The organism is Paraburkholderia caballeronis (genome assembly GCF_900104845.1).
GTDB classification, from domain to species: Bacteria; Pseudomonadota; Gammaproteobacteria; order Burkholderiales; family Burkholderiaceae; genus Paraburkholderia; species Paraburkholderia caballeronis.
The window spans coordinates 1,338,248-1,361,408 of sequence record NZ_FNSR01000002.1 but is presented as its reverse complement, the minus strand read 5'-3'; the positions used below and the strand labels follow the sequence as shown (position 1 = coordinate 1,361,408).

Here is a 23,161-nt window from a genome sequence, read left to right as displayed (position 1 = left end):
CGGATACACCTTTGAGGTAGCGCGGCGCGGCGGCCGCTTTATCTGGCCCTCAAGTGTACAGCGTCGGCTCCGGCAGATCGCGGGTCAGCACGTACCGGCCGACGTCGCGCACGCGGTAGTCGAGCGGGTCGTGCAGCGTATGCACGCGCGCGTTGCGCCAGAAGCGGTCGAACGCGAGCGCGGCGTTCGTCGAGCGCGCGCCGCATGCGTCGAACAGTTGCTCGCCGACCTGGAGCGCCGCGCGGTGCGCGACGATCTTCGCCTCGGACACCGCGAGCGCGACCGTCGCGCGCGTCGCCGCGTCGAGGCTCTCGCCGCGATTCCACGCGTCGTCGAGCAGACCGGCCGCGCGGTCCGCGAGCAGCGCCGCGCTCAGGCTGCTGACCCGCATCTCGCCGAAACGCTGTTGCAGATACGGATCGTCGATCGCCTGCGCGACGCCCGAGTTGACCCACGGCCGCCCGTTCTCCAGCACGTACTGGCGCGCTTCTTCGAGCGCGCCTTCCGCGATCCCGACGAACAGGTTCGTCAGCACCAGTTGCGACACCAGCGTGCGCAGCGTCGCGCGCGGCCGCGGCGGCGTCTCCGACCGGTGCAGCACCTCGTCCGCGCGGACTTCGACGTCGTCGAACGACACCGTGCCGCTGTCGGTCTGCCGCTGGCCGATCGGGTCCCAGTCGTCGTGCACGGTGATGCCGGCCCGCGTCGTCGGCACGACCGCGAAGATCGGCTTGCCGGTCGCCGGATCGTGCGCGCTGATCGTCATCATCTGCGAGCCATAGGTGCCGGAGCAGAAACCCTTCTTGCCGAACAGCCGCACGCAGCCGTCCGCGCCCGGTTGCGCGACGAGCCGCGTGTCCAGCGGATTCACCGCGTTGCCCCACCACCAGCGGTTCTCGACCGTGCCGCGCAGATAACGCTCGCGCTGCGCGGCGTTGCCCCACACGTCGACGCTGACCACCTGCAACGCCTCGAAGCCGAGCAGATGCGCGAGCGCGCTGTCCACGCGAGCGAGCGTGCGGATCGTTTCGTAGATATGCGGCCAGCTTGCGCCGTCGCCGCCGAATTCGCGCGGCACCGCGAGCGTCAGCAGGCCGGCGTCCGCGATCAACTGCTTTTCGCGCGCGGCATGGCCGCCGGCGAGATCGCGTTGCGCGGCGCTCGCGCGCAGCGTGTCGGCCAGCGCGGCGAGCCGCGCGGTGTCGTTGTCGAGCGCGGCGGGGCGGCGGGGATCGTTCATGCTGGTGTTCCTGGGCAAGGCATCGAAGGGCGGCGCGCCCGGGCGGCGGCCGCGCGATGGTCGTATGGGTCGGTTATAAACAACGCGGGCATTGCGTTCAAGCCCGCCGCGTCAGGCGGCGCACGAACCGGTCGCCCGCGAACTGCACCACCGCGACGATCGCGATCAGCAGCACGATCACGGTGACCATCACGGTCGTGTCGAAACGCTGGTAGCCGTAGCGGATCGCGAGGTCGCCGAGGCCTCCCGCGCCGACCGCGCCCGCCATCGCCGACGAGCCGATCATCGCAACGACCGTAATCGTGAAGCCGCCGAGAATGCCCGGCAGCGCCTCGGGCAGCAGCACGTGCCAGACGATGTGGCGGCGCTCCGCGCCCATCGCCTGCGCGGCCTCGATCAGCCCGCGATCCACTTCGCGCAGGCTCACCTCCGCGACGCGCGCGAAAAACGGAATCGCGGCGATCGACAGCGGCACGATCGCCGCCCACACGCCGATCGTCGTGCCGACCAGCACGCGCGTCAGCGGCAGCAGCGCGACAAGCAGGATGATGAACGGCGTCGAGCGGAACGCGTTGACGGCCGCGCCGAGCGACGTGTTCAACGCGGGCCGCTCGAACACGCCGCCGCGCGCGGTCGTCACGAGCAGCAGCGCGAGCGGCAGGCCGATCGCGAACGCGACGGCCGCCGATACGCCGACCATCAGCAGCGTGTCGCGAATGCCGCCGATCAACTCTTCGATCCACGTATCAGACATGACCGAGCACCTCCACGCGGCTCGCATGGGAACGCGCGGCGTGCGCGAGCGCGGCCGCGCCGGCGCCGTCCGCGAGCGTCGCGGCGACGACGAGACGCCCTTGCGGACGGCCCTGGATCCGCTCGATTCCGCCGTGCACGAACCGCACGTCATCGCTGCCCGCGCCGAACGCGTGCGCGAGCGCAACGAGGTCCGGCTCGTCGCCGCGCTCGCCGGTGAAGCGCACGTCGAACAGCACGCGCGACGCATCGGCCGGCGCGTCGCCGAGGGGCCGCAGACGCGCGGCGAGTTCCTCGGGAAGATCGTCGCCGGGACGATGCAGCAGCGCGCGCGTCGCGTCGTGCCGCGGGTCGCCGAACACGCGCCACACCGGCCCGGTCTCGACCAGTTCGCCGCGTTCGATCACCGCGACCGTATCGCAGACGTCGCGGATCACTTCCATCTCATGCGTAATCAGCACGATCGTCACGCCGAGCCGCCGGTTGATGTCGCGCAGCAGCGCGAGGATCGAGCGCGTCGTCTCGGGATCGAGCGCCGACGTCGCCTCGTCGCACAGCAGCAGATCGGGCTCGTGAACGAGCGCCCGCGCGATGCCGACGCGCTGCTTCTGCCCGCCGGACAGCCGCGCGGGCCATGCGTCGCGCCGGTCGGCCAGACCGACGAGATCGAGCAGCGCGTTCACGCGCGCGTCGATCGCGGCCTTCGGCACCCCGGCGATCTTCAGCGGCAGCGCGATGTTTTCGTAGACGGTTTTCGCGGACAGCAGGTTGAAGTGCTGGAACACCATGCCGATGCGCCGCCGCAGCGCGACGAGCCCGCGCGAATCGAGCGCGCCGACGTCGACGCCGTGCACGCGCACGGTGCCGCTCGTCGGTTTTTCGAGGCCGTTCACGAGCCGCAGCAGTGTCGATTTACCCGCGCCGCTGCGGCCGATGATGCCGAACACCTCGCCGCGCGCGACGTCGATCGTCACATCGGACAGCGCTGCGTTCGCACCGCCGAACACCTTGCCGACATGGTCGAACACGACGGCGGGCCGCGCCGGATCGGCGTCCGGCGACGCGCCGTGCGCGGCCGGTCCCGGTTCGACGAAGCGTGCCGAGTTGAACCATTTCATCGTCGTGCCTCCGGAGTCGATGTGCGCGCGATGGCCGCCGCCGTCACCACGCGACCGCGTACAGATTGCCGAACGCCTTGTCGAGTTCCTTGCGGACCTGCGGCGAATGCTGATAGATCGCGATGAAGCGGCGGATGCGCGGATCGTTGACGCTCTCGGGCCGCACGACCCATTGAATCGCGAAGTTTTTGTTTTCGAGGCCGTCGAACAGCAGCGCGCTATTCGGATCGGCGGTGCCCGCGAGCTTGATGAAACTCGGATAGCCCTGCGCGAGATCGACGTCGTCGAGCGAGCGCGCGAGTTGCGACGCTTCGAGCTGCACGATCTTCAGATGCTTCGGATTCGCGACGATGTCGAGCGTGGTCGCGCGATAGTCGGCACCCGGCTTCAGCGTGACGAGACCCGCGCGCTGGAGCAGCAGCAGGCCGCGCCCGCCGTTCACTGGGTCGTTCGCGATCGCGACGGTTGCGCCGTCCTTCAGATCCTCGAACCGTTTCACTTTCTTCGAATAGAGGCCGATCTTCATGATCGTGCCGGGCGCGATCGCGACGAACTTATAACCGCCCTGCTTCTCCGCGTTCTCCAGAAACGGGATGTGCTGGAAGTAGTTGACGTCGATGTCCCTGTTCGCGAGCGCCGCGTTCGGCGTGTTCCAGTCGGTGAACTCGATGATCTTCACGTCGAGCCCTTCGGCCTTCGCCTCGCGCGCGGCTTCCTTCAGCGCATCGATCTGCGGCGAGGTCGCGGTGCCGATCTTCAACGTCGGGCTGTCCGCATGCGCGACACCCGCGCCGATCGCGAGCGCGAAACCGGCTGCCGCGAGCACGCCCGCGCGGGGCAACCGGAACAAACGACTCAGGGTACGGGCAACACGGTTCATCGCGGTCCTCTGAACGGAGATGGAGTGATCGTTCGGGAGCGATGCGGCACGCGCAACACAACGGCGCCGAAGGGCGGAACAGACGCCCCGCCTGCGACGCGGATGCGGCGGCGCGCGCGGCGGGCGCACGGCATGCGCATTCGCTCCAGACAGGTCAGAGGATGATAGGGGCGCGCGTGCGGAGGGGCTACAAATGGATTGCGGAAAGAATATCGCGGCCGCTGATATGCGCGCGCCGCCCGAAGGCGGCGCGCGGAACGGCTGTGCTTAAAGCCGCATTTGAGGCCCTATTTCATGGCCTCGTTTCGAGGCTTGAAAAATCAGGCCCGTTTCGCGACGCGCGGATCAGCGCGACGCGAGCGGCGGCGGAGTCGTGTCGTCCGCCTTCTGGTCGCCCCAGCCGCCGCCGAGCGCGCGGACCAGGTTGACCGTCGCGACCGCCTGCACGCCGCGCAGCTGGCTCTCCTGCAGTTGCGACACGAGCACCGCGCGGTCGCTGTCGATCACGTTCAGGTAGCTGACCTGCCCTTCCTGATACTGCGTGAGCGACAGATGCGCGGCGCGCTGCGACGCGTTCACCGCATCGCCCTGCGCGCGGATCTGGTCGTCGAGCAAACGCAGGTCGGACAGGTTGTCCTCGACCTCTCGGAACGCGACCAGCACCTGCTGCCGGTACTGCGCGACGTCCTCGTCGTACTTCGCGCGCGCCTGCGCAAGACCCGCGCGGCGGCGGCCGCCGTCGAAGATCGGCACGGTCAGCGCGGTGCCCGCGAACGGACCGAGCAGGAACGCGCGGCTCGACCACATGAACAGGTCGCCGAGCGTCGCCGACTCGTAGCCGAACGCGCCGGTGATGTCGAGCTTCGGGAAAAACGCCGACTTCGCGAGGCCGACACGCGCGTTCGCAGCGGCCATCGCGCGCTCGGCAGCCGCGATGTCCGGCCGGCGTTCGAGCAGCGTCGACGGCAGCCCCGCCGGAATGCGCGTGGTGACCGGCGCGAGCGGCGTCTGCGGGAACGTGAAGTCCGCGGGCGCCTTGCCGAGCAGGATCGCGAGGCCATGCTCCGACGCCGCGCGCTGCCGCGCGACGCCGATCGCATCGGCGCGCGCGGACGCCAGTTCGTTGCGCGCCTGGGCGACGTCCAGTTCGCTGATGTCGCCTTCGGCGAACCGCCGCTCGACGAGCTTCAGCGCATCCTCGCGCAGCGCGACGGTGCGCCGGTACAGATCGAGTTGCGAATCGAACTGCCGCAGCTGGAAGTAGTTCTGCGCGACGTCCGCCTGCAATGCGAGCTGCACCGACAGGAACAGCGCCTCGCTCTGCTGCGCGTCCGCGCGCGCCGCGTTCACGTTCGAGCTGACGCGGCCGAACAGGTCCGCTTCATACGACGCCGTGGCCTGCGCGCGCCACAACGTCTGCGACGGCACGTTGGCGTCCGCCGGCTGGAACTGCGAAGCGGGCGACAGCCGCTGGCGCGTCGGGCCGAAACCCGCGTCGAGCGACGGGAACCACGACGCGCGCGCGGCCTGCGTCAACGCGCGAGCCTGCTGCACGCGCGCGGCTGCCGCCTTCAGGTCCTGGTTCGCGGCCAGCGCCTGATCTTCGAGCGCGTTCAGCGTCGGGTCGCCGAACACGGTCCACCACTCGCCGCGATGCGCGTCGTCGGCGGGACGCGCGGGCGTCCACGAACCGACGTCGTGCGGCCCCTGCGCATCGGTCTGCTGCGGCGCTTCCTTGAACGCAGCCGGCGCGGCCGCGTCAGGCCGGTGATAGGTCGGCTCGACCGAGCACGCGGCCAGCCACACGGCGAGCGCCGCGGCCGCGGCAACCCGCAGGCCGCCCGACACCGCCGAAAGGCCGCCGTCGCGCCGGTGCGAACCGGCCGAGGCGCCGCGTGCGAACGAATCCATCTTCATTGTCGTTATCTCCGTCAAGCGTCCATCGCCGGCAGCGCCGTGCGCGCAGTGTCCTTCTGCGCGACATGGATCTTGCCGCCCGCGAGCGTGCGCAGCACCACATAAAACACCGGCGTCAGCAACAGGCCGAACGCGGTCACGCCGAGCATCCCGAAGAACACCGCGATCCCCATCGCGTGACGCATCTCCGAGCCCGCGCCGGTCGACAGCACGAGCGGCACCACGCCCATGATGAACGCGATCGACGTCATCAAAATCGGGCGCAGACGCAGCCGGCTCGCCTCGATCGCGGCGGAAAGCGGCGTGTGTCCGTCGTGTTCGAGTTCGCGGGCGAACTCGACGATCAGAATCGCGTTCTTCGATGCGAGGCCCACCAGCACCATCAGGCCGATCTGCGTGAAGATGTTGTTGTCGCCCTGCGTGAGCCACACGCCGGTCAACGCGCACAGCACGCTCATCGGCACGATCAGGATCACCGCGAGCGGCAGCGTCAGGCTTTCGTACAGCGCCGCGAGCACGAGGAACACGAGCAGCACGCTGATCGGGAACACCCAGATGCCCGCGTTGCCCGCGAGAATCTGCTGGTACGTCAGGTCGGTCCACTCCAGCTTCACGCCGCGCGGCAGCGTCTCGGCCGCGACGCGTTCCGCCGCCTCCTGCGCCTGGCCCGACGAGTAACCCGGAGCCGGTCCGCCGTTGATGTCCGCCGCCGTGTAGCCGTTGTAGCGGACCACCATTTCAGGCCCGTACGTCGGCGTCACCGTGACGAGCGACGACAGCGGCACCATCTCGCCGGCGGCGTTGCGCGTCTTCAGCTGCAGGATGTCGTCGGCCTTCTGGCGGAACGGCGCATCGGCCTGCACGCGCACCTGGTACACGCGTCCGAAGCGGTTGAAGTCGTTCACGTACAGCGAGCCGAGGTAGATCTGCATCGTGTTGAACACGTCCGTCACCGGCACGCCGAGCTGCTTCGCCTTCGTGCGGTCCAGATCGACGTTCAGCTGCGGCACGTTGATCTGGTAGCTGGAGAACGTCGGGCCGAGTTCCGGCGCCGTCGCCGCGCGCTTGATGAAGTCCTGGGTTGCGCGGTTCAGCGCCTCGTAACCCACCGCGCCGTGATCCTCGATCTGCATCTTGAACCCGCCGAGCGTGCCGAGGCCGAGCACCGGCGGCGGCGGGAACACCGCGACGAACGAGTCCTTGATCGCCGCGTACTGCTGGTTCAGCGCGCCCGCGATCGCGCCCGCCGACAGCGCGCGGCTGCCGCGCTCCTTGAACGGCTTCAGCGTGACGAACACGATGCCCGCGCTGGAACTGTTCGTGAAGCCGTTCACCGACAGCCCCGGGAACGCGACCGCGCTTTCGACGCCCGGCTGCTTCAGCGCGATCGAACTCATGTCGCGGATCACGCTTTCGGTCCGGTCGAGCGACGCGCCGTTCGGCAGTTGCGCGAAGGCGATCAGATACTCCTTGTCCTGCGCGGGCACGAAGCCGCCCGGCACCACGCGCGCCATCAGCACGGTCGCGCCGATCAGCACCACGTACACCGCGAGCATCGCGCCCTTGTGGCGCAGCACGCCGTTCACGCCGCGGCCGTACTGCTCGGAGCCGCGATGGAACACGTTGTTGAAGCGCCGGAAGAAGCCGCCGAACACGCGGTTCATCCCACGCGTGAGCCAGTCCTCCTTGTCGCCGTGGCCGCGCAGCAGCAATGCGGACAGCGCCGGGGACAGCGTCAGCGAGTTGAACGCGGAGATCACCGTCGAGATCGCGATCGTCATCGCGAACTGCTTGTAGAACTGGCCGGTGAGGCCCGACATGAACGCGAGCGGCACGAACACGGCGACCAGCGTCAGCGCGATCGCGATGATCGGCCCGCTCACCTCCTGCATCGCCTTGTACGTCGCGTCACGCGCGGACAGGCCGCTCTCGATGTTGCGCTCGACGTTCTCGACGACCACGATCGCATCGTCGACGACGATCCCGATCGCGAGCACCATCCCGAACAGCGACAGCGCGTTGATCGAGAAGCCGAAGGCGAGCAGCAGCGAGAACGTGCCGACGATCGACACCGGCACCGCAATGAGCGGAATGATCGACGCGCGCCACGTCTGCAGGAACACGATCACGACGATGACGACCAGCGCGATCGCTTCGAGCAGCGTATGCACCACCGCCTCGATGCTCGAACGCACGAACTGCGTCGGGTCGTACACGATCTTGTAGTCGACGCCAGCCGGGAAGTCTTCCTTCAGTTCCTTCATCGCCGCGCGCACCTGCTCCGAGATCGCGAGCGAGTTCGCGCCCGGCGCCTGGTTGATCGCGAGCGCGACCGCCGGCTTGTTGTCGAGCAGCGAGCGCAGGCCGTACTCGGACGCGGCCAGCTCGATCCGCGCGATGTCGCGCAGATACGTGACGCCGCCGTCCGGATTCGTCTTCACGATGATGTTGCCGAATTCGCCCTCGGTGCGAAGGCGGCCGCGCGCGTTCACCGACAGTTGCAGCGGCGTGCCGGGCACGTTCGGCGACGCGCCGATCACGCCGGCCGCGACCTGCACGTTCTGCTCGCGGATCGCGTTCACGACGTCGGTCGCGGTGAGGCCGCGCTGCGCGACCTTCTGCGGATCGAGCCACACGCGCATCGCGTAGTCGCCCGAGCCCCACAACTGCACTTCGCCGACGCCCTGGATCCGCGCGAGGCGGTCCTTCACGTTCAGCAGCGCGTAGTTGCGCAGATACGTCATGTCATAGCGGTTGTCCGGCGAGATCAAATGCACGACCATCGTCAGCGTCGGCGAACTCTTGATCGTCGTGATGCCGAGCCGCTGCACGTCGTCCGGCAGACGCGGCAGCGCCTGGTTCACGCGGTTCTGCACGAGCTGCGTGGCCTTGTCCGGATCGGTGCCGAGGCGGAACGTGACCGTCAGCGTCAGGTTGCCGTCGCTGTTCGCCTGCGACTGCATGTACAGCATGTTCTCGACGCCGTTGATCTGCTCTTCGAGCGGCGCCGCGACGGTCTCCGCGATCACCTTCGGATTCGCGCCCGGATACTGCGCGTGAACGACGACCGAAGGCGGCACGACCTCCGGATACTCGGAGATCGGCAGCTGGAACAGCGCGATCACGCCGGCCAGCAGGATCAGCACAGACAGCACGCCTGCGAAGATCGGCCGGTCGATGAAGAATTTGGAAATATTCATGGGTCGCCCGCAAGTAAAAAGTGTGGCTCGCGAAAAATCACGAAGCCCCGGCGGCCTTCGTCGCCGCCTGTGCGACCGAGTCGTCGCCCTGCGCGTCGCCGTTCATCGGCACCATGTGCGCGCGCACCGCCGCGCCCGGACGCACCCGCTGCGTGCCGTTCACGATCACGCGCTCGCCTTCGGCCAGGCCGCCGACGATCACGCGCAGGTTCCCCTGCTGGCCGCCGATCTGCACGGTGCGATACACGACCTGGTTGTTGCGATCCACGACGAACACGAACTTCTTGTCCTGGTCCGTGCCGATCGCCGCCTCGTCGACGAGCAGCGCCGGATGCGGGGCGCTGCCGCTCACCTTGATCCGCGCGTACAGGCCCGGCACCAGCGCGCCGTCCGCGTTGTCGAAGCGCGCGCGCACGCGGATCGTGCCCGACGACGTGTCGAGCCGGTTGTCGACCGACTCGATCGTGCCGTTGCGCGAATAACCGGCTTCGTTCGCGAGGCCCAGTTGCACCGGCACCTTGCGGCCGTCGTTCATGCGGCTGATGTAGTCGAGATAGGTCTGTTCGTCCGCGTCGAACGACGCGTAGATCGGCGACACCGACACGAGCGTCGTCAGCGGCGCGGCGCTCGCGCCCGCCGACACGACGTTGCCGAGCGTGATCTCCGCGCGCGACACGCGGCCCGCGACCGGCGCGACGATCCGCGTATAGCCGAGGTTGATCTGCGCCGCTTCGAGCGCCGCCTGCGCGGCCTTCAGGTTCGCGTTCGCCTCGCGCGACGCGTTCTGCTTCTCGTCGTAGTCGCGCTTCGCGATCGCGTTGTCGGTCAGCAGCCGCTGCGCGCGCTCCCAGTCGGTCTGCGCGTAGCCGTTGCGCGCCTGCGCGGCGGCCACCTGCGCGGCCGCCTGATCGACCGCGGCCTGATACGGACGCGGATCGATCACGAACAGCGTGTCGCCCTTCTTCACGAGCGCGCCGTCACGGAAGTTCACCGATACGATCGTGCCGGACACGAGCGGACGCACGTCGACCTTCTCGACGGCCTCCATGCGGCCCGAGTACGACTGCCAGTCGGTGATCGTGCGCTTGACGACCGCGGCCGCGTCCACTTCGGGCGCGGGCGGGGCTTCGGCCGCCGTCGCGCGCCCTTCGTTGCGGGTCACGCCGAACGTCGCGACGCCCGCGACCGCAACCACGGCGACGGCCGCCATCGCGATGCGCGAACGGGAAAGCTGAAAGAGAGGCATGTTGGGCTCCAAGAGTGGCGTTTAGTGGATTTGTTGTTGGGTCAGCACTGTGCGCTGGCGTCGAAGCAGCACTGGAAGAAGCGCGCCGCCTCGCTCAGCGCGGCCGGATGCGATGCGATCTGCGCGTGCGACACGCTCGGGTAGCGGACGACCTGGGTGCGCACGCCCGCATCGATCAGGCGGCTTGCGTATTTCTCCGCCTCGATGTGCAGCACGTCGTTCTGCGCGGTGACGATCAGCGTCGGCGGCAGGCCCGCGAGGCGGCTCGATTCGAGCGGCGCCGCGTACGGATGCATCCGCTGCGCGGCCTCCGGCAGATACGCGCGATAACACGCCGCGCATTCGCGCGCGGTGATGTCGGAGCCGAGCCGGCGCTCGTCGCCGAGGCGCGTGAGGCTCGGATCGAGCATCGGCGCGAACAGCGCCTGCGCGGCGAGCCGCACGTCGCCGCGATCGCGGCCGATGAACGCGAGCACGTTCGCGATCTGTCCGCCCGCATCGTGACCGGCGGCGACGATGCGCTTCGTGCTGCCGCCGAACGCCCGTGCGCGAGTCAGCACCCACAGCGCCGCGCGATGCGCGTCCTCGGGCGCGGCCGGAAACGGAAATTCCGGCGCGAGCGAATAACCGACCGACACGACGAGCGCCGGTAAGCGTTCTGCGAAAAAGCGTCCGGCGACGTCGCCGTCGTCGAGCGAGCCGCGCACGAAACCGCCGCCGTGGAAGTACAGCAGCACCGGCAGGCCGGTCGCGTTCGCGCGCCGGTAAAGGCGCAGGCCGATGTCCTGCACGTAGCCCTCGATCGTCACGTCGGTGACCTCGATCAGCGGGGGGTCGGACTGCGCGGCGCGTGCGGACACCGGCTGCGCAGCCTCGTCGGGCGCGGCCTCGATGGCGGGCGGTGTCGGTGACGTCGAACGTTTGAAGGCATCCATGTCGAAACGGCGCAGTACGCGAAGGTAATCTCGAATGGAGCGAATTGTGGGTTCGGCAGACTCTCAAATAAATGCCTATAATCCGGCAACACAATTCGGCGCACCTGAACAATCTGTTCCCTCTTTTCACGCAACTGATGCGTGCCGTGCGTCCGACCGCTTTCGGAGAATCGCAATGGACCGGCTCCAGGCCATGCAGGTGTTCACCCGTGTCGTCGATACCAACAGCTTCACGCGCGCAGCCGAAACGCTCGACCTGCCGCGCGCGTCCGTCACGACGATCATCCAGAATCTCGAAGCGTTTCTCGGCACGCGGTTGATGCACCGGACCACGCGCCGCCTGTCGCTGACGCCGGATGGCGCCGCGTACTACGAACGCTGCGTGCGCATTCTCGCGGATGTCGAGGAAACGGAAACGAGCTTCCAGAGCGGCAACCGCAAGCCGCAGGGCAAGCTGCGCATCGACATGCCGGGCTCGATCGGCAGGCTGATCGTGATTCCGTCACTGTGCGAATTCCACACGCGTTATCCGGACATCGACCTGCAACTCGGTTTGTCCGACCGCCCGGTCGATCTGCTGCAGGAAGGCGTCGACTGCGTGGTGCGGGTCGGCGCGCTGCAGGATTCGTCGATGGTCGCGCGGCGCATCGGACTGTTCGAAGGGGTGTCGTGCGCGTCGCCGTCGTACCTCGAACAGCACGGCATTCCGCGCACGCTCGAAGACCTCGAAGGACACAAGGCGGTCAATTATTTTTCGAGCCGCACCGGACGCGTGATCGACTGGGCGTTCCTCGTGGACGGCAAGGAAGTCGAGGTGAAGCTGAAGAGCAAGGTGTCGGTCAACGACGCGGACGCGTACGTGACCTGCGGCCTCGAAGGCTTCGGCCTGATCCAGCCGGCGCGCTTCATGGTGCTGCCGCAACTGCGCTCGGGCGAACTGGTCGAGGTGCTGCCGGACTTCAAGCCGCTGCCGATGCCGATTTCGGCCGTGTATCCGCACAGCCGGCATCTGTCGCCGAAGGTGCGCGTGTTCGTGGACTGGATCGCGGAAGTATTCGACCGCTGCCCGCTGCTGAGCGGCCGCGCATCGCTCGACAAGACCTGCACGCAGCGCACGATCGAGCAGCGCGAAAACAAGCCGGACCTCGAAACGCCGGTGGTGACCGAGTGGGTCGCGTAACGCGTTTTCCGCCTTGTTCCTTGCGCGCGGCGCATTCGCGCCGCGCATCATTGTTCTGGATTTACGACAATTCATTTCGCGGCCCGGCGATTTATCGCTGACGCCCGCTCGCCTACATTTGCTCCTGTCGCCGCCAGGCCGGATTCCTTACCCGGAGTCCTGACCGATCGCGCGGCCGCCACGACACGCAGGAGCAGATCATGAAACGCACTTTCGCAGCAGCACTCGTTCTGTCGATCGCCGCCAGCACGTCCGCATTCGCGGGCGGCATCGGCCGCTCGGGCACGTATGGCCCGCAGTGGTCGACGAACGACAGCAGCGCGCCGAAGACCCGCGCCGAAGTGAAAGCGGAACTCGTGCAGTCGTATCGCGACGGCACGCTGCCGTCGATGAACAAGACGAGTTATCCGGAACAGGGGCTAGTCGGCCGCACCCAGGCAGAACGCCTCGCCGTCCAGCAAGGCCTCGGCGACGACGCGACCCGCGTTGCGCGCGCAGGCCAGTAAAGCAGCGGTTGATCCGCGCGGCGGCGCGTTTACCCGTGCGCCGCACGCGCTTCGATCCGCGTGACACTCCCGCGTAACACCCTCTACACGGAGCAATCGATCATGAAGCCCACCACGCCTTCGGAACTCGACAACTGGGACGCCACGGCCCCCGTCTGGACGCCTTATCGTCCTTCGCACTGAAGATCGTCTGTCGATCACGTGAAAACGGCGGCCCGGTCATTCGACCGGGCCGCCGTTTCCGTCCCGACGGACTCCGCGCGTTATCGCTTCACGAAGTCCGGCTCGAAGAACACCCAGCGCACCTGCGGATACGCGCTTTGCAGGTCCGCTTCGATGCGGTTGATCGCATCGACCATCGCGCGGCTTTCCGCGTAGTCGATCATCTCGGCCTGCACCGCGACGACGATCTCCTTGCCCCATTGCAGCGTAATCAGGTTGATGACCGCGTGGATCTCCGGACGCGCGCGCAAAAACGCCTCGATGTCGCGGCGCATTTCCGGGCTCGCGGATTCGCCGACGATCATCGACTTCACCTCGCGCGCGATCAGCCCCGCGATCACCATCAGCAGCAGCCCGACGCCGATCGACCCGCACGCGTCCCACACCGGGTTGCCGGTAATCACCGTCATCAGCACCGCGACGAACGCGATCGCGAGACCGGCCAGCGCCGCGATGTCCTCGCCGGCGACGACCAGCAGGTCCGATTCGCGCGTCTCGCGAAACCAGCGCCACAGCGACTTGTCCGGATTCTGCGCGCGGATCACGCGCAGCGCGCCGAGCAGCGACAGCGTTTCCAGCACGACCGACACGCCGAGCACGCCGAGCGCGACGAACACGAACTGCAACGGCTCGCGCGCGACCAGCCGGTGAATGCCCTCGTACACCGAAAACGCGCCGCCGACGAAAAACAGCAGCAGCGCGACGAGCAGCGCGTAGAAGTTGATCTCGCGGCCGGTTCCCATCGGATGCAGCGCGCTCGCCGGCCGGCGCGCCTGGCGCAGCCCGAACAGCAGCAGCAGTTGATTGCCGCAATCGGCTGTCGAGTGGATCGCCTCCGCGAACATCGAACCCGAGCCGGTGAACGCCGCCGCGACGTACTTGCAGACGGCGATCCCGAGGTTCGCCGCGAGCGCGTAGAAGATCGCCTTCGGCGATTCCGCGCTCATGCGACTTCGACCTGCGCGGCGCCGGCGCCGAGTTCGCCGATCACCGCCGCCTGCGCGAAGCCGTCCGCGCGGAACAGCGCAAGCACGTCGTCCACGCTGTCCGGCGCGCATGCGACGAGCAGGCCGCCGGACGTCTGCGGATCGGTCAGCAGCGCGCGCGCGGCGCCGGGCAGGCTGTCCGCGAGCCGCACGTTGTCGCCGTACGAACTCCAGTTGCGGCCCGACGCGCCGGTGAACACGCCGTCGGCCGCGAATGCCTCGACGCGCGGCAGCCACGGCAGGTCCGCATAACGCAGACGCGCGGTCAGCCCCGCGCCGCGCGCGATTTCGAGCGTGTGGCCGAGCAGCCCGAAGCCGGTCACGTCGGTCATCGCGTGTACGCCCGGCAACTGCGCGAGCGCCGCGCCCGGCGTGTTCAGCTTCGTGGTCGCGTCGATCATCGCGCGGTAGCCCGCGTCGTCCAGTTGATCCTTCTTCAGCGCCGCCGACAGCACGCCGACGCCGAGCGGCTTGCCGAGCACCAGCACGTCGCCGGCCTGCGCGGACGCGTTGCGCTTCACGCGCTGCGGATGCACGACGCCGAGCGCCGCGAGCCCGTAGATCGGCTCGACCGAATCGATCGAATGGCCGCCCGCGACCGGGATGCCGGCCGCCGCGCAGACGTCCTCGCCGCCGCGCAGCACCGCCGCGATCACGTCGTGCGGCAGCACGTTGATCGGCATGCCGACCAGCGCGAGCGCGAGGATCGGCTTGCCGCCCATCGCGTACACGTCGGACAGCGCGTTGGTCGCCGCGATGCGGCCGAAGTCGTACGGGTCGTCGACGATCGGCATGAAGAAGTCGGTCGTCGCGACGATCGCCTGCTCGTCGTTCAAGCGGTACACGGCGGCGTCGTCGGCGGTTTCGGTGCCGACCAGCAGGTCCGGAAACGCGGCGAACGGCGTGCTGCGCGCGAGCAGCTTCGACAGCACGCCGGGCGCGATCTTGCAGCCGCAGCCGCCGCCGTGCGACAGGCTGGTCAGGCGCGGCGCGGCCGCTGGGGAGGAGGAAACACTTTCAGTCATGGTTCGGTTCGCGATGAGACAACAATGGGCAACGCACAATGCGCCCTATTATGTGCCAATCGCCGAGGCGATGCCGGTGCGGCGCGCCAGAGCGACGCGGACCGGGCGTGATTCAACGCGCTTCAGCCCGGACGATCAGGTTCGATGCCTGTTGCACACGCATCGGCGCGGCGCCGCGTCCGGCTCAAGCGGATGCCGACCGGTCCGGCGCATTCAACGCGCGCATCGAGCCGGCCGGCCGCCACGCGCAGAGCGCCGCGACCAGCCATTGCGGATCGTCGTGCGGCAGGTCGTGACCGGCCCACGGATGCTCGACGTGCATCGCGCGCCACGCGCGCGCGAGCCGCGCGGAGCAGACCGGGGCCACGAGCCGGTCGCCATGCGACGACAGCACCAGCACCGGGCAGCGCGGCACGTCGCCGACGCTGAACCGCGCGGCGGCCGCCAGTTGGCGCAGCGCGTTCGCGCGGCTCACCGGCGCGCTGCCGCGAATCGCGCGCCACAGCGCGAGATCGGCCGCGAGCGTGTCGCGGCGATTGCAGGTCAGCGCGTGAATCAGCCGTTCGGCGGCGTCGTCGTCGCCGTGGCCGCCCCAGTGCAGCGCGACGCGCGCGAGCGCCGGCCATGCGGCCGGCCGCAGCCGTTCGTGCGCACGGCTGTACGGCCGCATGCTCGTGTTCACGAGCACCAGTTGCGCGACGTCGTCCGGATACGCAGCCGCCCACGCGGCCGCGACCATCCCGCCAAGCGACATCGCGAGCACGCGATACGGGCCGTGCGCGCCGCGTGCGGACGCATCGCGGCGCACCGCATCGACGTAACCGGCGACGCTCGCGGGCGAAGGCCGACGCGCGAGCGCGCCGTTGCCCGGCAGATCGACCGGCAGCACGTCGCCGGCCGCGTGCGCGAGTTGCTGCGCGAAGCCGGCCCAGTGGCGCGCTTCGCGCGTGAGCCCGCGCAGCAGGATCCACGTGCCGGCGCTCATGGCCCTGGCCGCCGGTACCAGTGGCCGATCGCGGTCTGCAGCAGCTGCTGCCTCCGGCCGCCTTCCGGCAGCCAGTGCGCGGCCGAATAGGCGGCGCGCGTCAGGAACTCGAACAGGCTTGCGTGACGCCGCAGCACGCGCGCGGTGCGATGCGCGATCAACGGATTGAAGATGCCCTGGCGCGACAGGATCTGCCGCGGGTTCTTCTTGATCCACAGCCACGAGCCGAGTTCGAGCGTCAGCGGCAGGAATACGTGCTGCGCGGGCGCACGGTCGTACGCGCAGTCCCACAGGTCGCCGTGCAGCAGATATTGGTGGCTCTGCGGCTCGAACGTGTAGCCGTGATGCGGATGCGCGTTCTCGAACATCGTTTTCAGCGCGTACATTTCCGGCAGATGACGCATCAACTGCCGCGTGCGCGCATACGGAAACCAGATGCTGTCGTTCCAGCCGTAGCCCGAGTGGCAGTCGAGCGCGATGCTGAGCGGGCGCAGCGCCAGTTCGTCGTCGACCACCTTCAGCAGCGCCGCCGCCTCCGGCTCCATCGGCGCGCCGCGCCGGCCGCGATACCACGGCAGCCACGAGCCGATCCGCTGGCCGCCCGCGAGGAACGGCACGCGGTCGTCGGCGTCCTGCGGCGCGTTGCGCATCAGATCGACGCCGTGCGGATTCGCGCGCGTCGCCTGCCACATGCCGCCCGGATTCACGATCGGCATGAACACGAGCCGCACCGATTCGAGCTGCCGCATCAGCAGGTCGTCCCAGCCGAGCCGCGCGATCAGCGTGCGCATGTAGTCGAGCACCAGTTGCGTGCCGATCCGCTCCAGCCCGTGGATGCCGCCGAAGAAGCCGATCGCGGGCGCGTTCGCGTCGCGCGCGCCGACGCTCGCGACGTACAGTTCGAACGCGCGCCCATGCACCCGCGTTTCGCCGACGCTATGGATATCGAACCACGGGCGGCCGGCGTCGAGGAGCACCTTGAGGTCCTCGTACTCGGCGAAGCTGTCGGGCAGGAAGCTGGGCATAACGCTATGTATGCCAACGAGAAATGGCGGTGGAGCACACGCTACCAACCGAATTTGCCACTCAGATGACAATTGGGTAGCGATCGTCGGACAATGCCTGACGCGCTGCGCCTCGATAAGCCCGTCGTCGGCAGCCGAATCCGTACAGCCGATAGCGCCGGGTAACCGTCGTTTTCCCGACGTATCAATCAACACCCTGATGCACGACGTCAAGGTCGTATCGATCTCGCCTCGTGTGCCGAACATCACGGAAAAGCGACATCGCGAAGGCCGCGCACACGAGAAATAGATCGCTCGATTCCCGCACGGCGGCGACCGGGACCGACTGTCGTTATCGGGGACAGCATGCTCGATGGCCCGAATATAGCCGCTCCACCGCGTACTGTGCGTGGCAGTCCCACCCGCGCTGTCACGCGGCCGTCACATCCCGAATGGTTGCGCTCGAACATATAGTCGTCTAGACGTCGCGACGCCTTCACTCAACCGTCACAGTCGGTTCCTAGAATGGCCCCGAATGCAACGGCTGCGGCCGCCCTTCACGCGACGAACTGTTATGGACGCCATACGCATCGAACGCCTGTCGAAAACTTTCGGCAACGGCCGCAAGGCACTCGACGAAATCGGTCTGCGCATCGGCGCGGGCGAAATGGTCGCGCTGATCGGCGCGTCCGGCTCCGGCAAATCGACGCTGCTGCGGCACATCGCCGGCTTCGTCGCGGCCGATCCGCAACCTTCGCAGATCGAAATTCTCGGACGGCCGATCCAGCAGAACGGCCGCATCGTCCGCGAGGTGCGGCACATCCGGCGCGACATCGGCTTCGTGTTCCAGCAGTTCAATCTCGTCAACCGCCTGACGGTCGAAACGAACGTGCTGATCGGCGCGCTCGCGCGGCTGCCGCTGTGGCGTCGCATGACCGGCCGCTTTCCGCGCGCGGAGCGCGAACTGTCGCTGCGCGCGCTCGGCGAGGTCGGCATCGACGCGCACGCGTACGAACGCGCGGCGAACCTGTCCGGCGGCCAGCAGCAGCGCGCGGCCATCGCGCGCGCGCTCGTGCAGCGCGCGCAGCTGATCCTCGCCGACGAGCCGATCGCGTCGCTCGACCCCGAATCGTCGCGCCGCGTGATGGACCTGCTGCGCACGCTGAACGCGAACCACCAGTTGACGGTGGTCGTATCGCTGCACCAGGTCGACATCGCGATGGCGTATTGCCCGCGCACGATCGCGCTGCGCGACGGCCGCATCGTGTACGACGGGCCGTCGGCCGCCTTGACGCCCGCCCTGCTTCAGCAACTGTACGGCAGCGCCGCGCGCGAGCTGCTCGACACCGGCCACGCGGGCGGCATCGCGCCGGCCGCGTTCGACGCGCAACGCACCGCCGCCTGACGAACCCCAATCGACTCCCGATCGCTCAACCACTACGGATCGCCTCCCATGAAACTGCTTCGCTCCCTCCTCGCCACCAGCGTCGCCTGCGTCGCATTCACCGGCGCGGCCGCGCACGCCGAGGACGTGAATTTCGGCATTATCTCGACCGATTCGTCGGCGGTGCTGAAGCAACGCTGGCAGCCGTTCATCGACGACATGAACCGCCAGACCGGCCTCACCGTGAAGGCGTTCTTCGCGACCGACTACGCCGGCATCATCGAGGGGATGCGCTTCAACAAGGTGCAGATCGGCTACTTCGGCAACGCGTCCGCGATGGAAGCGGTCGATCGTTCGAATGGCGAAGTATTCGCGAAGATCCTGTACGCGAACGGCGACGCGGGCTACAAGTCGGTGCTGATCACGAACGTGAACAGCCGCTTCAAGACGCTCGACGACGTGTTCCGCGACACGAAGGACGTGACGCTCGGCTACGGCGATCCGAATTCGACGTCGGGCACGCTGTTTCCGGGCTACTACCTGTTCGCGCAGCGCAACGTGCCGGTGAACTCGACGTCGTTCAAGACGGTGCTGCCGTCGAGCCACGAGGCGAACCTGCTCGCGGTGGTGAACAACAAGGTCGACATCGCGACCAACAACACCGAAATGCTCGATACGCTGAAGAAGCAGCATCCGGACCGCTTCGCCCAGGTGCGCGTGCTGTGGACGTCGCCGCTGATCCCGTCCGATCCGCTCGTGTGGCGCAAGGACCTGCCGGAAGCGACGAAGGAGAAGCTGCGCAACTTCTTCTACCACTACGCGAAGACCGATCCGCACGAGAAGGCCGTGATGGCGAACATCACCGGCTACGGCGGTTTCGCGCCGTCGACCGACGCGCAGTTGATCCCGATCCGCCAGATCGCGCTGTTCCAGCAGAAGCAGAAGATCGAGAGCGACACGAAGCTGTCCGCCGACGATCGCAAGAGCCAGCTCGCGGCGATCGACGCGAAGCTCGGCGCGCTGCCGGCGGCTCCGAAAGAATGAACGCGGCCGACTTCGGCGCGTCGCGCGCCGCGCAGGCGGACGGACGGACCGGCGTTTCGCCGGACGCCGCCGCGGCCCTGCCGGCGGCGGACGCCGCCGCGCAGGCCGCGGGCGTCGCGAACCGCGCGGCGCCGTCTGCGCCGCCCGCGCCGAAGCGCAGCTGGGTGTCGCTCGCGGGCTGGGCGGTGCTGTTCGTGATGCTCGGCGCGGCCTGGCGCGGCGCGGACATGCGCCCGCTCGACCTGTTCGCGGACTCCGCGAACATGGGCCAGTTCGCGCGCGATTTCTTCCCGCCGGACTTCGGCGAATGGCGCACCTACGTGCAGGAGATGCTGGTCACGCTCGCGGTCGCGCTGTGGGGCACCGCGCTCGCGATCGTCTGCGCGGTGCCGTGCGGGCTGCTGTCCGCGCACAATCTCGCGCCCGCGTGGATCCGCCATCCGGTGCGCCGTCTGATGGACGCGTGCCGCGCGATCAACGAAATGGTGTTCGCGATGCTGTTCATCGTCGCGGTCGGGCTTGGGCCGTTCGCGGGCGTGCTCGCGTTGTGGGTCCATACGACCGGCGTGCTCGCCAAGCTGTTCGCGGAAGCGGTCGAGGCGATCGACCCGCGCCCGGCCGAAGGCGTGCGCGCAACGGGCGCGACGCCGCTCGACGAGATCGTCTACGGCGTGCTGCCGCAGGTGATGCCGCTGTGGATCTCGTACGCGCTGTACCGCTTCGAATCGAACGTGCGCTCGGCGATGGTCGTCGGCATGGTCGGCGCGGGCGGCATCGGCGTCGTGCTGTACGAGGAGATCCGCTCGTTCGACTACGCGCAGACCTGCGCGGTGCTGATCATGGTCGTGGCCGTCGTCACCGCGATCGACCTGGTTTCCGCGTGGCTGCGCCAGCGCGTGATCTGACCTCGGCGGCCGTTCAAATCCCTTCCCGCCATCGGTGAATCGGCGCTCGCGCCGATTCGCTGGAATAATCGAACGTTTGTCCGCGCAACCGTTCGCCCTCCCCCGTTGATGGAAACCCCCGTCGTTCTGCTGGTCCTGCTGGCCGCGCTGATGCACGCGAGCTGGAATGCGTTCCTGCATCTGTCCGGCGACCGCCTGTGGCTGCTCGGCATCATGTCGGCGCCGTACATCGTCGCGAGCGTGATCGGCGTCGCGCTGCTGCCGCTGCCCGCGCCTGGCGCGTGGCCGTTCGTCGGCGCGTCGGTCGTGCTGGAGATCGCGTATTGCTTCACGCTGATCCGCGCCTATCGCAGCGGCGACTTCGGGCAGATCTATCCGATCGCGCGCGGACTGTCGCCGCTGCTCGTGTTCGCGGGCGCGCACGCGTTCGCGGGCGAGGCGCTGAAGCCGGCCGCGATCGCCGGCGTCGCGCTGGTGTCGGTCGGCATCATGTCGCTCGCGTTCCGGCGCGGGATGCGCTTTTCCGGCGAAAGCGTGCCGTACGCGCTGCTCACCGGGTTCTTCATCGCGAGCTACTCGGTGATCGACGGCCTCGGCGCGCGCGCCGCCGGCAACGGGCTCAGCTACATCATGTGGGTGTATCTGCTGTGGAACATCCCGCAGTTCCTGCTCGTCTGCCATCTGCGCGGCGGCGTCCGGCGGATGTTCACGTCGGCGGGCACGGTTGCCAAAGGGCTGCTCGCCGGCGCGCTCGCGCTGTCCGCGTACTGCCTCGTGATCGAGGCGTTCCGCTACCTGCCGATCGCGACGGTGTCCGCGCTGCGCGAACTCAGTTCGATCTTCGCGGTGCTGATCGGCTGGCTGTTTCTGCGCGAGCGGCTGACCGCGCGGCGCGTGGTCGCCTGCGCGCTCGTCACGTGCGGCGCGGTGTTGATACGGCTTTAAGCTTGCGTTGAACCGGCGTAGCCGATTCGTGCGCCGGGTTCGCATGCTGGAGATGGGTCGCGGGTCCCGCACGCCATGGCCGTGCGCCGAATCCACGCCTCGAAGCCGGTCCCCGCGACGACGTGGACCGCACGTCACGCCGCACCACCTTCCCGTTCCCGCCGCCGGTTCGCAGGTCTACTGCCGGCAAAGTGGCTCTATCGAATTTATTGCAATGGCTCTGATATCAGGAGCCAAAGGCCCGTATAGTCGCCGCATGAACCCGGCGTTCGTGGCGTCCGTCACGAACGCGACCAACGTCTGTGAAGGAGAGGAACGTGAAGAACGCTGATCTGCAGAGCCGCAAGGACGCCGCCACGCCGCGCGGCGTCGGCGTAATGTGCAACTTCTATGCGGAGCGGGCCGAGAACGCGGAACTGTGGGACGTCGAAGGCCGCCGCTTCATCGACTTCGCGGCCGGCATCGCGGTGCTGAATACCGGCCACCGCCATCCGAAGATCATCGACGCGATCCGCGCCCAACTCGACCGCTTCACGCATACCGCTTACCAGGTCGTGCCGTACGCATCGTACGTCGAGCTGGCCGAAAAGATCAACCACCGCGCGCCCGGCGACTTCGCGAAAAAGACCGCGCTCTTCACGACCGGCGCGGAAGCCGTCGAAAACGCCGTGAAGATCGCGCGCGCCGCGACCGGCCGTCCGGGCGTGATCGCGTTCGCGGGCGGCTTTCACGGCCGCACGCTGATGGGCATGGCGCTGACCGGCAAGGTCGCGCCGTACAAGCTCGGCTTCGGTCCGTTCCCGTCGGACGTGTATCACGCGCCGTATCCGAATCCGCTGCACGGCGTCAGCACCGCCGACTCGCTGAAGGCCATCGAGACGCTGTTCAAGGCGGACATCGATCCGAAGCGCGTCGCCGCGATCATCTTCGAGCCGGTGCAGGGCGAAGGCGGCTTTTACCCCGCGCCGGCCGACTTCGTGCGCGGGCTGCGCCAGATCTGCGACGCGCACGGCATCCTGCTGATCGCGGACGAAGTGCAGACCGGTTTCGCGCGCACCGGCAAGCTGTTCGCGACGCAGTATTACGACGTGACGCCGGACCTGATCACGATCGCGAAGAGCCTCGCGGGCGGGATGCCGCTGTCGGGCGTCGTCGGCCGCGCGGACGTGATGGACGCCGCCGCGCCCGGCGGCCTCGGCGGCACCTATGCGGGCAACCCGCTCGCGGTCGCGGCTGCGCATGCGGTGCTCGACGTGATCGACGGCGAAAACCTGTGCGAACGCGCGACCGTGCTCGGCGACCGCCTGAAGGCGAAGCTCGCGACGCTGAAGGCCGACGTCCCGCAGCTCGCGGACGTGCGCGGCCCCGGCGCGATGGTCGCCGCCGAGTTCTGCAAGCCGGGTTCGCACGAGCCGGATGCGGCGTTCACGAAGCGCGTGCAGACGCTCGCGCTCGAACGCGGCCTGCTGCTGCTGGTCTGCGGCGTGTACTCGAACGTCGTGCGCTTCCTGTTCCCGCTGACGATCCAGGACAACGTGTTCGACGAGGCGCTCGCGATCCTCGAAGACGTGATCCGCGAAGCGGTCGGCGTCGCCGCCTGACGCGCGCGGCTCGTTTCGACGCTCGACGAAAACGGCATGCCGGCCGCTGCCGGCGTGCCGTTTCTTCATAGGGCCGCGCCTTCGC

At 68.3% G+C, this 23,161-nt stretch carries 19 protein-coding genes; 7 read left to right on the top strand and 12 right to left on the bottom strand.

What is annotated here, in order from left to right:
- Window positions 1–49: 49 nt before the first annotated feature.
- From BLV92_RS22595 to BLV92_RS22560, 8 genes are all read right to left on the bottom strand, one after another.
- A complete protein-coding gene (locus BLV92_RS22595) occupies window positions 50–1,240 on the bottom strand; it encodes an acyl-CoA dehydrogenase family protein (RefSeq protein ID WP_090549119.1) in 1,191 nt (396 codons plus the stop codon).
- Window positions 1,241–1,337: 97 nt separating this feature from the next.
- Entirely contained in the window at window positions 1,338–1,994 is a 657-nt protein-coding gene (locus BLV92_RS22590) for a methionine ABC transporter permease (RefSeq protein ID WP_090549116.1), read from the bottom strand.
- On the bottom strand, window positions 1,987–3,111 hold the full coding sequence (locus BLV92_RS22585) for a methionine ABC transporter ATP-binding protein (RefSeq protein WP_090549112.1): 1,125 nt from the start codon (window positions 3,109–3,111) through the stop codon (window positions 1,987–1,989). The genes BLV92_RS22590 and BLV92_RS22585 overlap by 8 nt, the downstream gene beginning before the upstream one ends.
- A gap of 43 nt (window positions 3,112–3,154) precedes the next feature.
- Window positions 3,155–3,991: a MetQ/NlpA family ABC transporter substrate-binding protein gene (locus BLV92_RS22580; protein WP_090549109.1), complete on the bottom strand. Its 837-nt coding sequence runs from the start codon at window positions 3,989–3,991 to the stop codon at window positions 3,155–3,157.
- A gap of 345 nt (window positions 3,992–4,336) precedes the next feature.
- On the bottom strand, window positions 4,337–5,902 hold the full coding sequence (locus BLV92_RS22575) for an efflux transporter outer membrane subunit (protein WP_090551340.1): 1,566 nt from the start codon (window positions 5,900–5,902) through the stop codon (window positions 4,337–4,339).
- A 20-nt stretch (window positions 5,903–5,922) separates the two neighbouring features.
- On the bottom strand, window positions 5,923–9,108 hold the full coding sequence (locus tag BLV92_RS22570; protein ID WP_090549107.1) for an efflux RND transporter permease subunit: 3,186 nt from the start codon (window positions 9,106–9,108) through the stop codon (window positions 5,923–5,925).
- Window positions 9,109–9,145: 37 nt separating this feature from the next.
- Window positions 9,146–10,354 (bottom strand): efflux RND transporter periplasmic adaptor subunit, encoded by a 1,209-nt coding sequence (locus tag BLV92_RS22565; protein WP_090549104.1) that lies wholly within the window; start codon window positions 10,352–10,354, stop codon window positions 9,146–9,148.
- A gap of 41 nt (window positions 10,355–10,395) precedes the next feature.
- Window positions 10,396–11,289, bottom strand: a complete 894-nt coding sequence (locus BLV92_RS22560) for an alpha/beta hydrolase (protein ID WP_090549101.1) — start codon at window positions 11,287–11,289, stop codon at window positions 10,396–10,398.
- A 175-nt stretch (window positions 11,290–11,464) separates the two neighbouring features.
- Here BLV92_RS22560 and BLV92_RS22555 point away from each other — a divergent pair, with 175 nt between their 5' ends.
- Window positions 11,465–12,469, top strand: coding sequence for a LysR family transcriptional regulator (locus BLV92_RS22555; RefSeq protein ID WP_090549098.1), 1,005 nt, complete (start codon window positions 11,465–11,467; stop codon window positions 12,467–12,469).
- A 200-nt stretch (window positions 12,470–12,669) separates the two neighbouring features.
- Window positions 12,670–12,975, top strand: a complete 306-nt coding sequence (locus BLV92_RS22550) for a DUF4148 domain-containing protein (RefSeq protein WP_090549095.1) — start codon at window positions 12,670–12,672, stop codon at window positions 12,973–12,975.
- Window positions 12,976–13,238: 263 nt separating this feature from the next.
- On the opposite strand, the gene BLV92_RS22545 is transcribed toward BLV92_RS22550, so the two are convergent.
- From BLV92_RS22545 to BLV92_RS22530, 4 genes are all read right to left on the bottom strand, one after another.
- A complete protein-coding gene (locus BLV92_RS22545; protein WP_090549092.1) occupies window positions 13,239–14,144 on the bottom strand; it encodes a cation diffusion facilitator family transporter in 906 nt (301 codons plus the stop codon).
- Window positions 14,141–15,208: a selenide, water dikinase SelD gene (gene selD, locus BLV92_RS22540; protein WP_090549089.1), complete on the bottom strand. Its 1,068-nt coding sequence runs from the start codon at window positions 15,206–15,208 to the stop codon at window positions 14,141–14,143. The genes BLV92_RS22545 and selD overlap by 4 nt, the downstream gene beginning before the upstream one ends.
- 184 nt (window positions 15,209–15,392) lie before the next feature.
- A complete protein-coding gene (locus tag BLV92_RS22535; protein ID WP_090549087.1) occupies window positions 15,393–16,193 on the bottom strand; it encodes an alpha/beta fold hydrolase in 801 nt (266 codons plus the stop codon).
- Window positions 16,190–17,218 carry a M14 family zinc carboxypeptidase gene (locus BLV92_RS22530; RefSeq protein WP_090549085.1) on the bottom strand — a complete coding sequence of 343 codons (1,029 nt, stop codon included), beginning with the start codon at window positions 17,216–17,218 and terminating at the stop codon, window positions 16,190–16,192. Before BLV92_RS22530 ends, BLV92_RS22535 begins: the two co-directional genes overlap by 4 nt.
- Before the next feature lie 553 nt (window positions 17,219–17,771).
- Here BLV92_RS22530 and phnC point away from each other — a divergent pair.
- From phnC to BLV92_RS22505, 5 genes are all read left to right on the top strand, one after another.
- Window positions 17,772–18,602, top strand: a complete 831-nt coding sequence (phnC, locus tag BLV92_RS22525) for a phosphonate ABC transporter ATP-binding protein (RefSeq protein WP_090549082.1) — start codon at window positions 17,772–17,774, stop codon at window positions 18,600–18,602.
- 48 nt (window positions 18,603–18,650) lie between these two features.
- Window positions 18,651–19,625: a phosphonate ABC transporter substrate-binding protein gene (gene phnD, locus BLV92_RS22520; RefSeq protein WP_090549079.1), complete on the top strand. Its 975-nt coding sequence runs from the start codon at window positions 18,651–18,653 to the stop codon at window positions 19,623–19,625.
- A 77-nt stretch (window positions 19,626–19,702) separates the two neighbouring features.
- The gene (phnE, locus tag BLV92_RS22515) at window positions 19,703–20,530 is read left to right on the top strand and encodes a phosphonate ABC transporter, permease protein PhnE (protein WP_373681888.1); all 828 of its coding nucleotides are present in this window, start codon (window positions 19,703–19,705) and stop codon (window positions 20,528–20,530) included.
- 108 nt (window positions 20,531–20,638) lie between these two features.
- Window positions 20,639–21,475 carry an EamA family transporter gene (locus tag BLV92_RS22510; protein WP_090551338.1) on the top strand — a complete coding sequence of 279 codons (837 nt, stop codon included), beginning with the start codon at window positions 20,639–20,641 and terminating at the stop codon, window positions 21,473–21,475.
- A 317-nt stretch (window positions 21,476–21,792) separates the two neighbouring features.
- Window positions 21,793–23,076: a 4-aminobutyrate--2-oxoglutarate transaminase gene (locus BLV92_RS22505; protein WP_090549073.1), complete on the top strand. Its 1,284-nt coding sequence runs from the start codon at window positions 21,793–21,795 to the stop codon at window positions 23,074–23,076.
- Window positions 23,077–23,161 lie beyond the last annotated feature (85 nt).

What these genes read in the sequence shown, in the direction of transcription:
- BLV92_RS22595 (WP_090549119.1), bottom strand. Translation starts at nt 1,240, where the DNA reads ATGAACGATCCCCGCCGCCCCGCCGCGCTCGACAACGACACCGCGCGG.
- BLV92_RS22590 (WP_090549116.1), bottom strand. Translation starts at nt 1,994, where the DNA reads ATGTCTGATACGTGGATCGAAGAGTTGATCGGCGGCATTCGCGACACG.
- BLV92_RS22585 (WP_090549112.1), bottom strand. Translation starts at nt 3,111, where the DNA reads ATGAAATGGTTCAACTCGGCACGCTTCGTCGAACCGGGACCGGCCGCG.
- BLV92_RS22580 (WP_090549109.1), bottom strand. Translation starts at nt 3,991, where the DNA reads ATGAACCGTGTTGCCCGTACCCTGAGTCGTTTGTTCCGGTTGCCCCGC.
- BLV92_RS22575 (WP_090551340.1), bottom strand. Translation starts at nt 5,902, where the DNA reads ATGGATTCGTTCGCACGCGGCGCCTCGGCCGGTTCGCACCGGCGCGAC.
- BLV92_RS22570 (WP_090549107.1), bottom strand. Translation starts at nt 9,108, where the DNA reads ATGAATATTTCCAAATTCTTCATCGACCGGCCGATCTTCGCAGGCGTG.
- BLV92_RS22565 (WP_090549104.1), bottom strand. Translation starts at nt 10,354, where the DNA reads ATGCCTCTCTTTCAGCTTTCCCGTTCGCGCATCGCGATGGCGGCCGTC.
- BLV92_RS22560 (WP_090549101.1), bottom strand. Translation starts at nt 11,289, where the DNA reads ATGGATGCCTTCAAACGTTCGACGTCACCGACACCGCCCGCCATCGAG.
- BLV92_RS22555 (WP_090549098.1), top strand. Translation starts at nt 11,465, where the DNA reads ATGGACCGGCTCCAGGCCATGCAGGTGTTCACCCGTGTCGTCGATACC.
- BLV92_RS22550 (WP_090549095.1), top strand. Translation starts at nt 12,670, where the DNA reads ATGAAACGCACTTTCGCAGCAGCACTCGTTCTGTCGATCGCCGCCAGC.
- BLV92_RS22545 (WP_090549092.1), bottom strand. Translation starts at nt 14,144, where the DNA reads ATGAGCGCGGAATCGCCGAAGGCGATCTTCTACGCGCTCGCGGCGAAC.
- selD (WP_090549089.1), bottom strand. Translation starts at nt 15,208, where the DNA reads ATGACTGAAAGTGTTTCCTCCTCCCCAGCGGCCGCGCCGCGCCTGACC.
- BLV92_RS22535 (WP_090549087.1), bottom strand. Translation starts at nt 16,193, where the DNA reads ATGAGCGCCGGCACGTGGATCCTGCTGCGCGGGCTCACGCGCGAAGCG.
- BLV92_RS22530 (WP_090549085.1), bottom strand. Translation starts at nt 17,218, where the DNA reads ATGCCCAGCTTCCTGCCCGACAGCTTCGCCGAGTACGAGGACCTCAAG.
- phnC (WP_090549082.1), top strand. Translation starts at nt 17,772, where the DNA reads ATGGACGCCATACGCATCGAACGCCTGTCGAAAACTTTCGGCAACGGC.
- phnD (WP_090549079.1), top strand. Translation starts at nt 18,651, where the DNA reads ATGAAACTGCTTCGCTCCCTCCTCGCCACCAGCGTCGCCTGCGTCGCA.
- BLV92_RS22510 (WP_090551338.1), top strand. Translation starts at nt 20,639, where the DNA reads ATGGAAACCCCCGTCGTTCTGCTGGTCCTGCTGGCCGCGCTGATGCAC.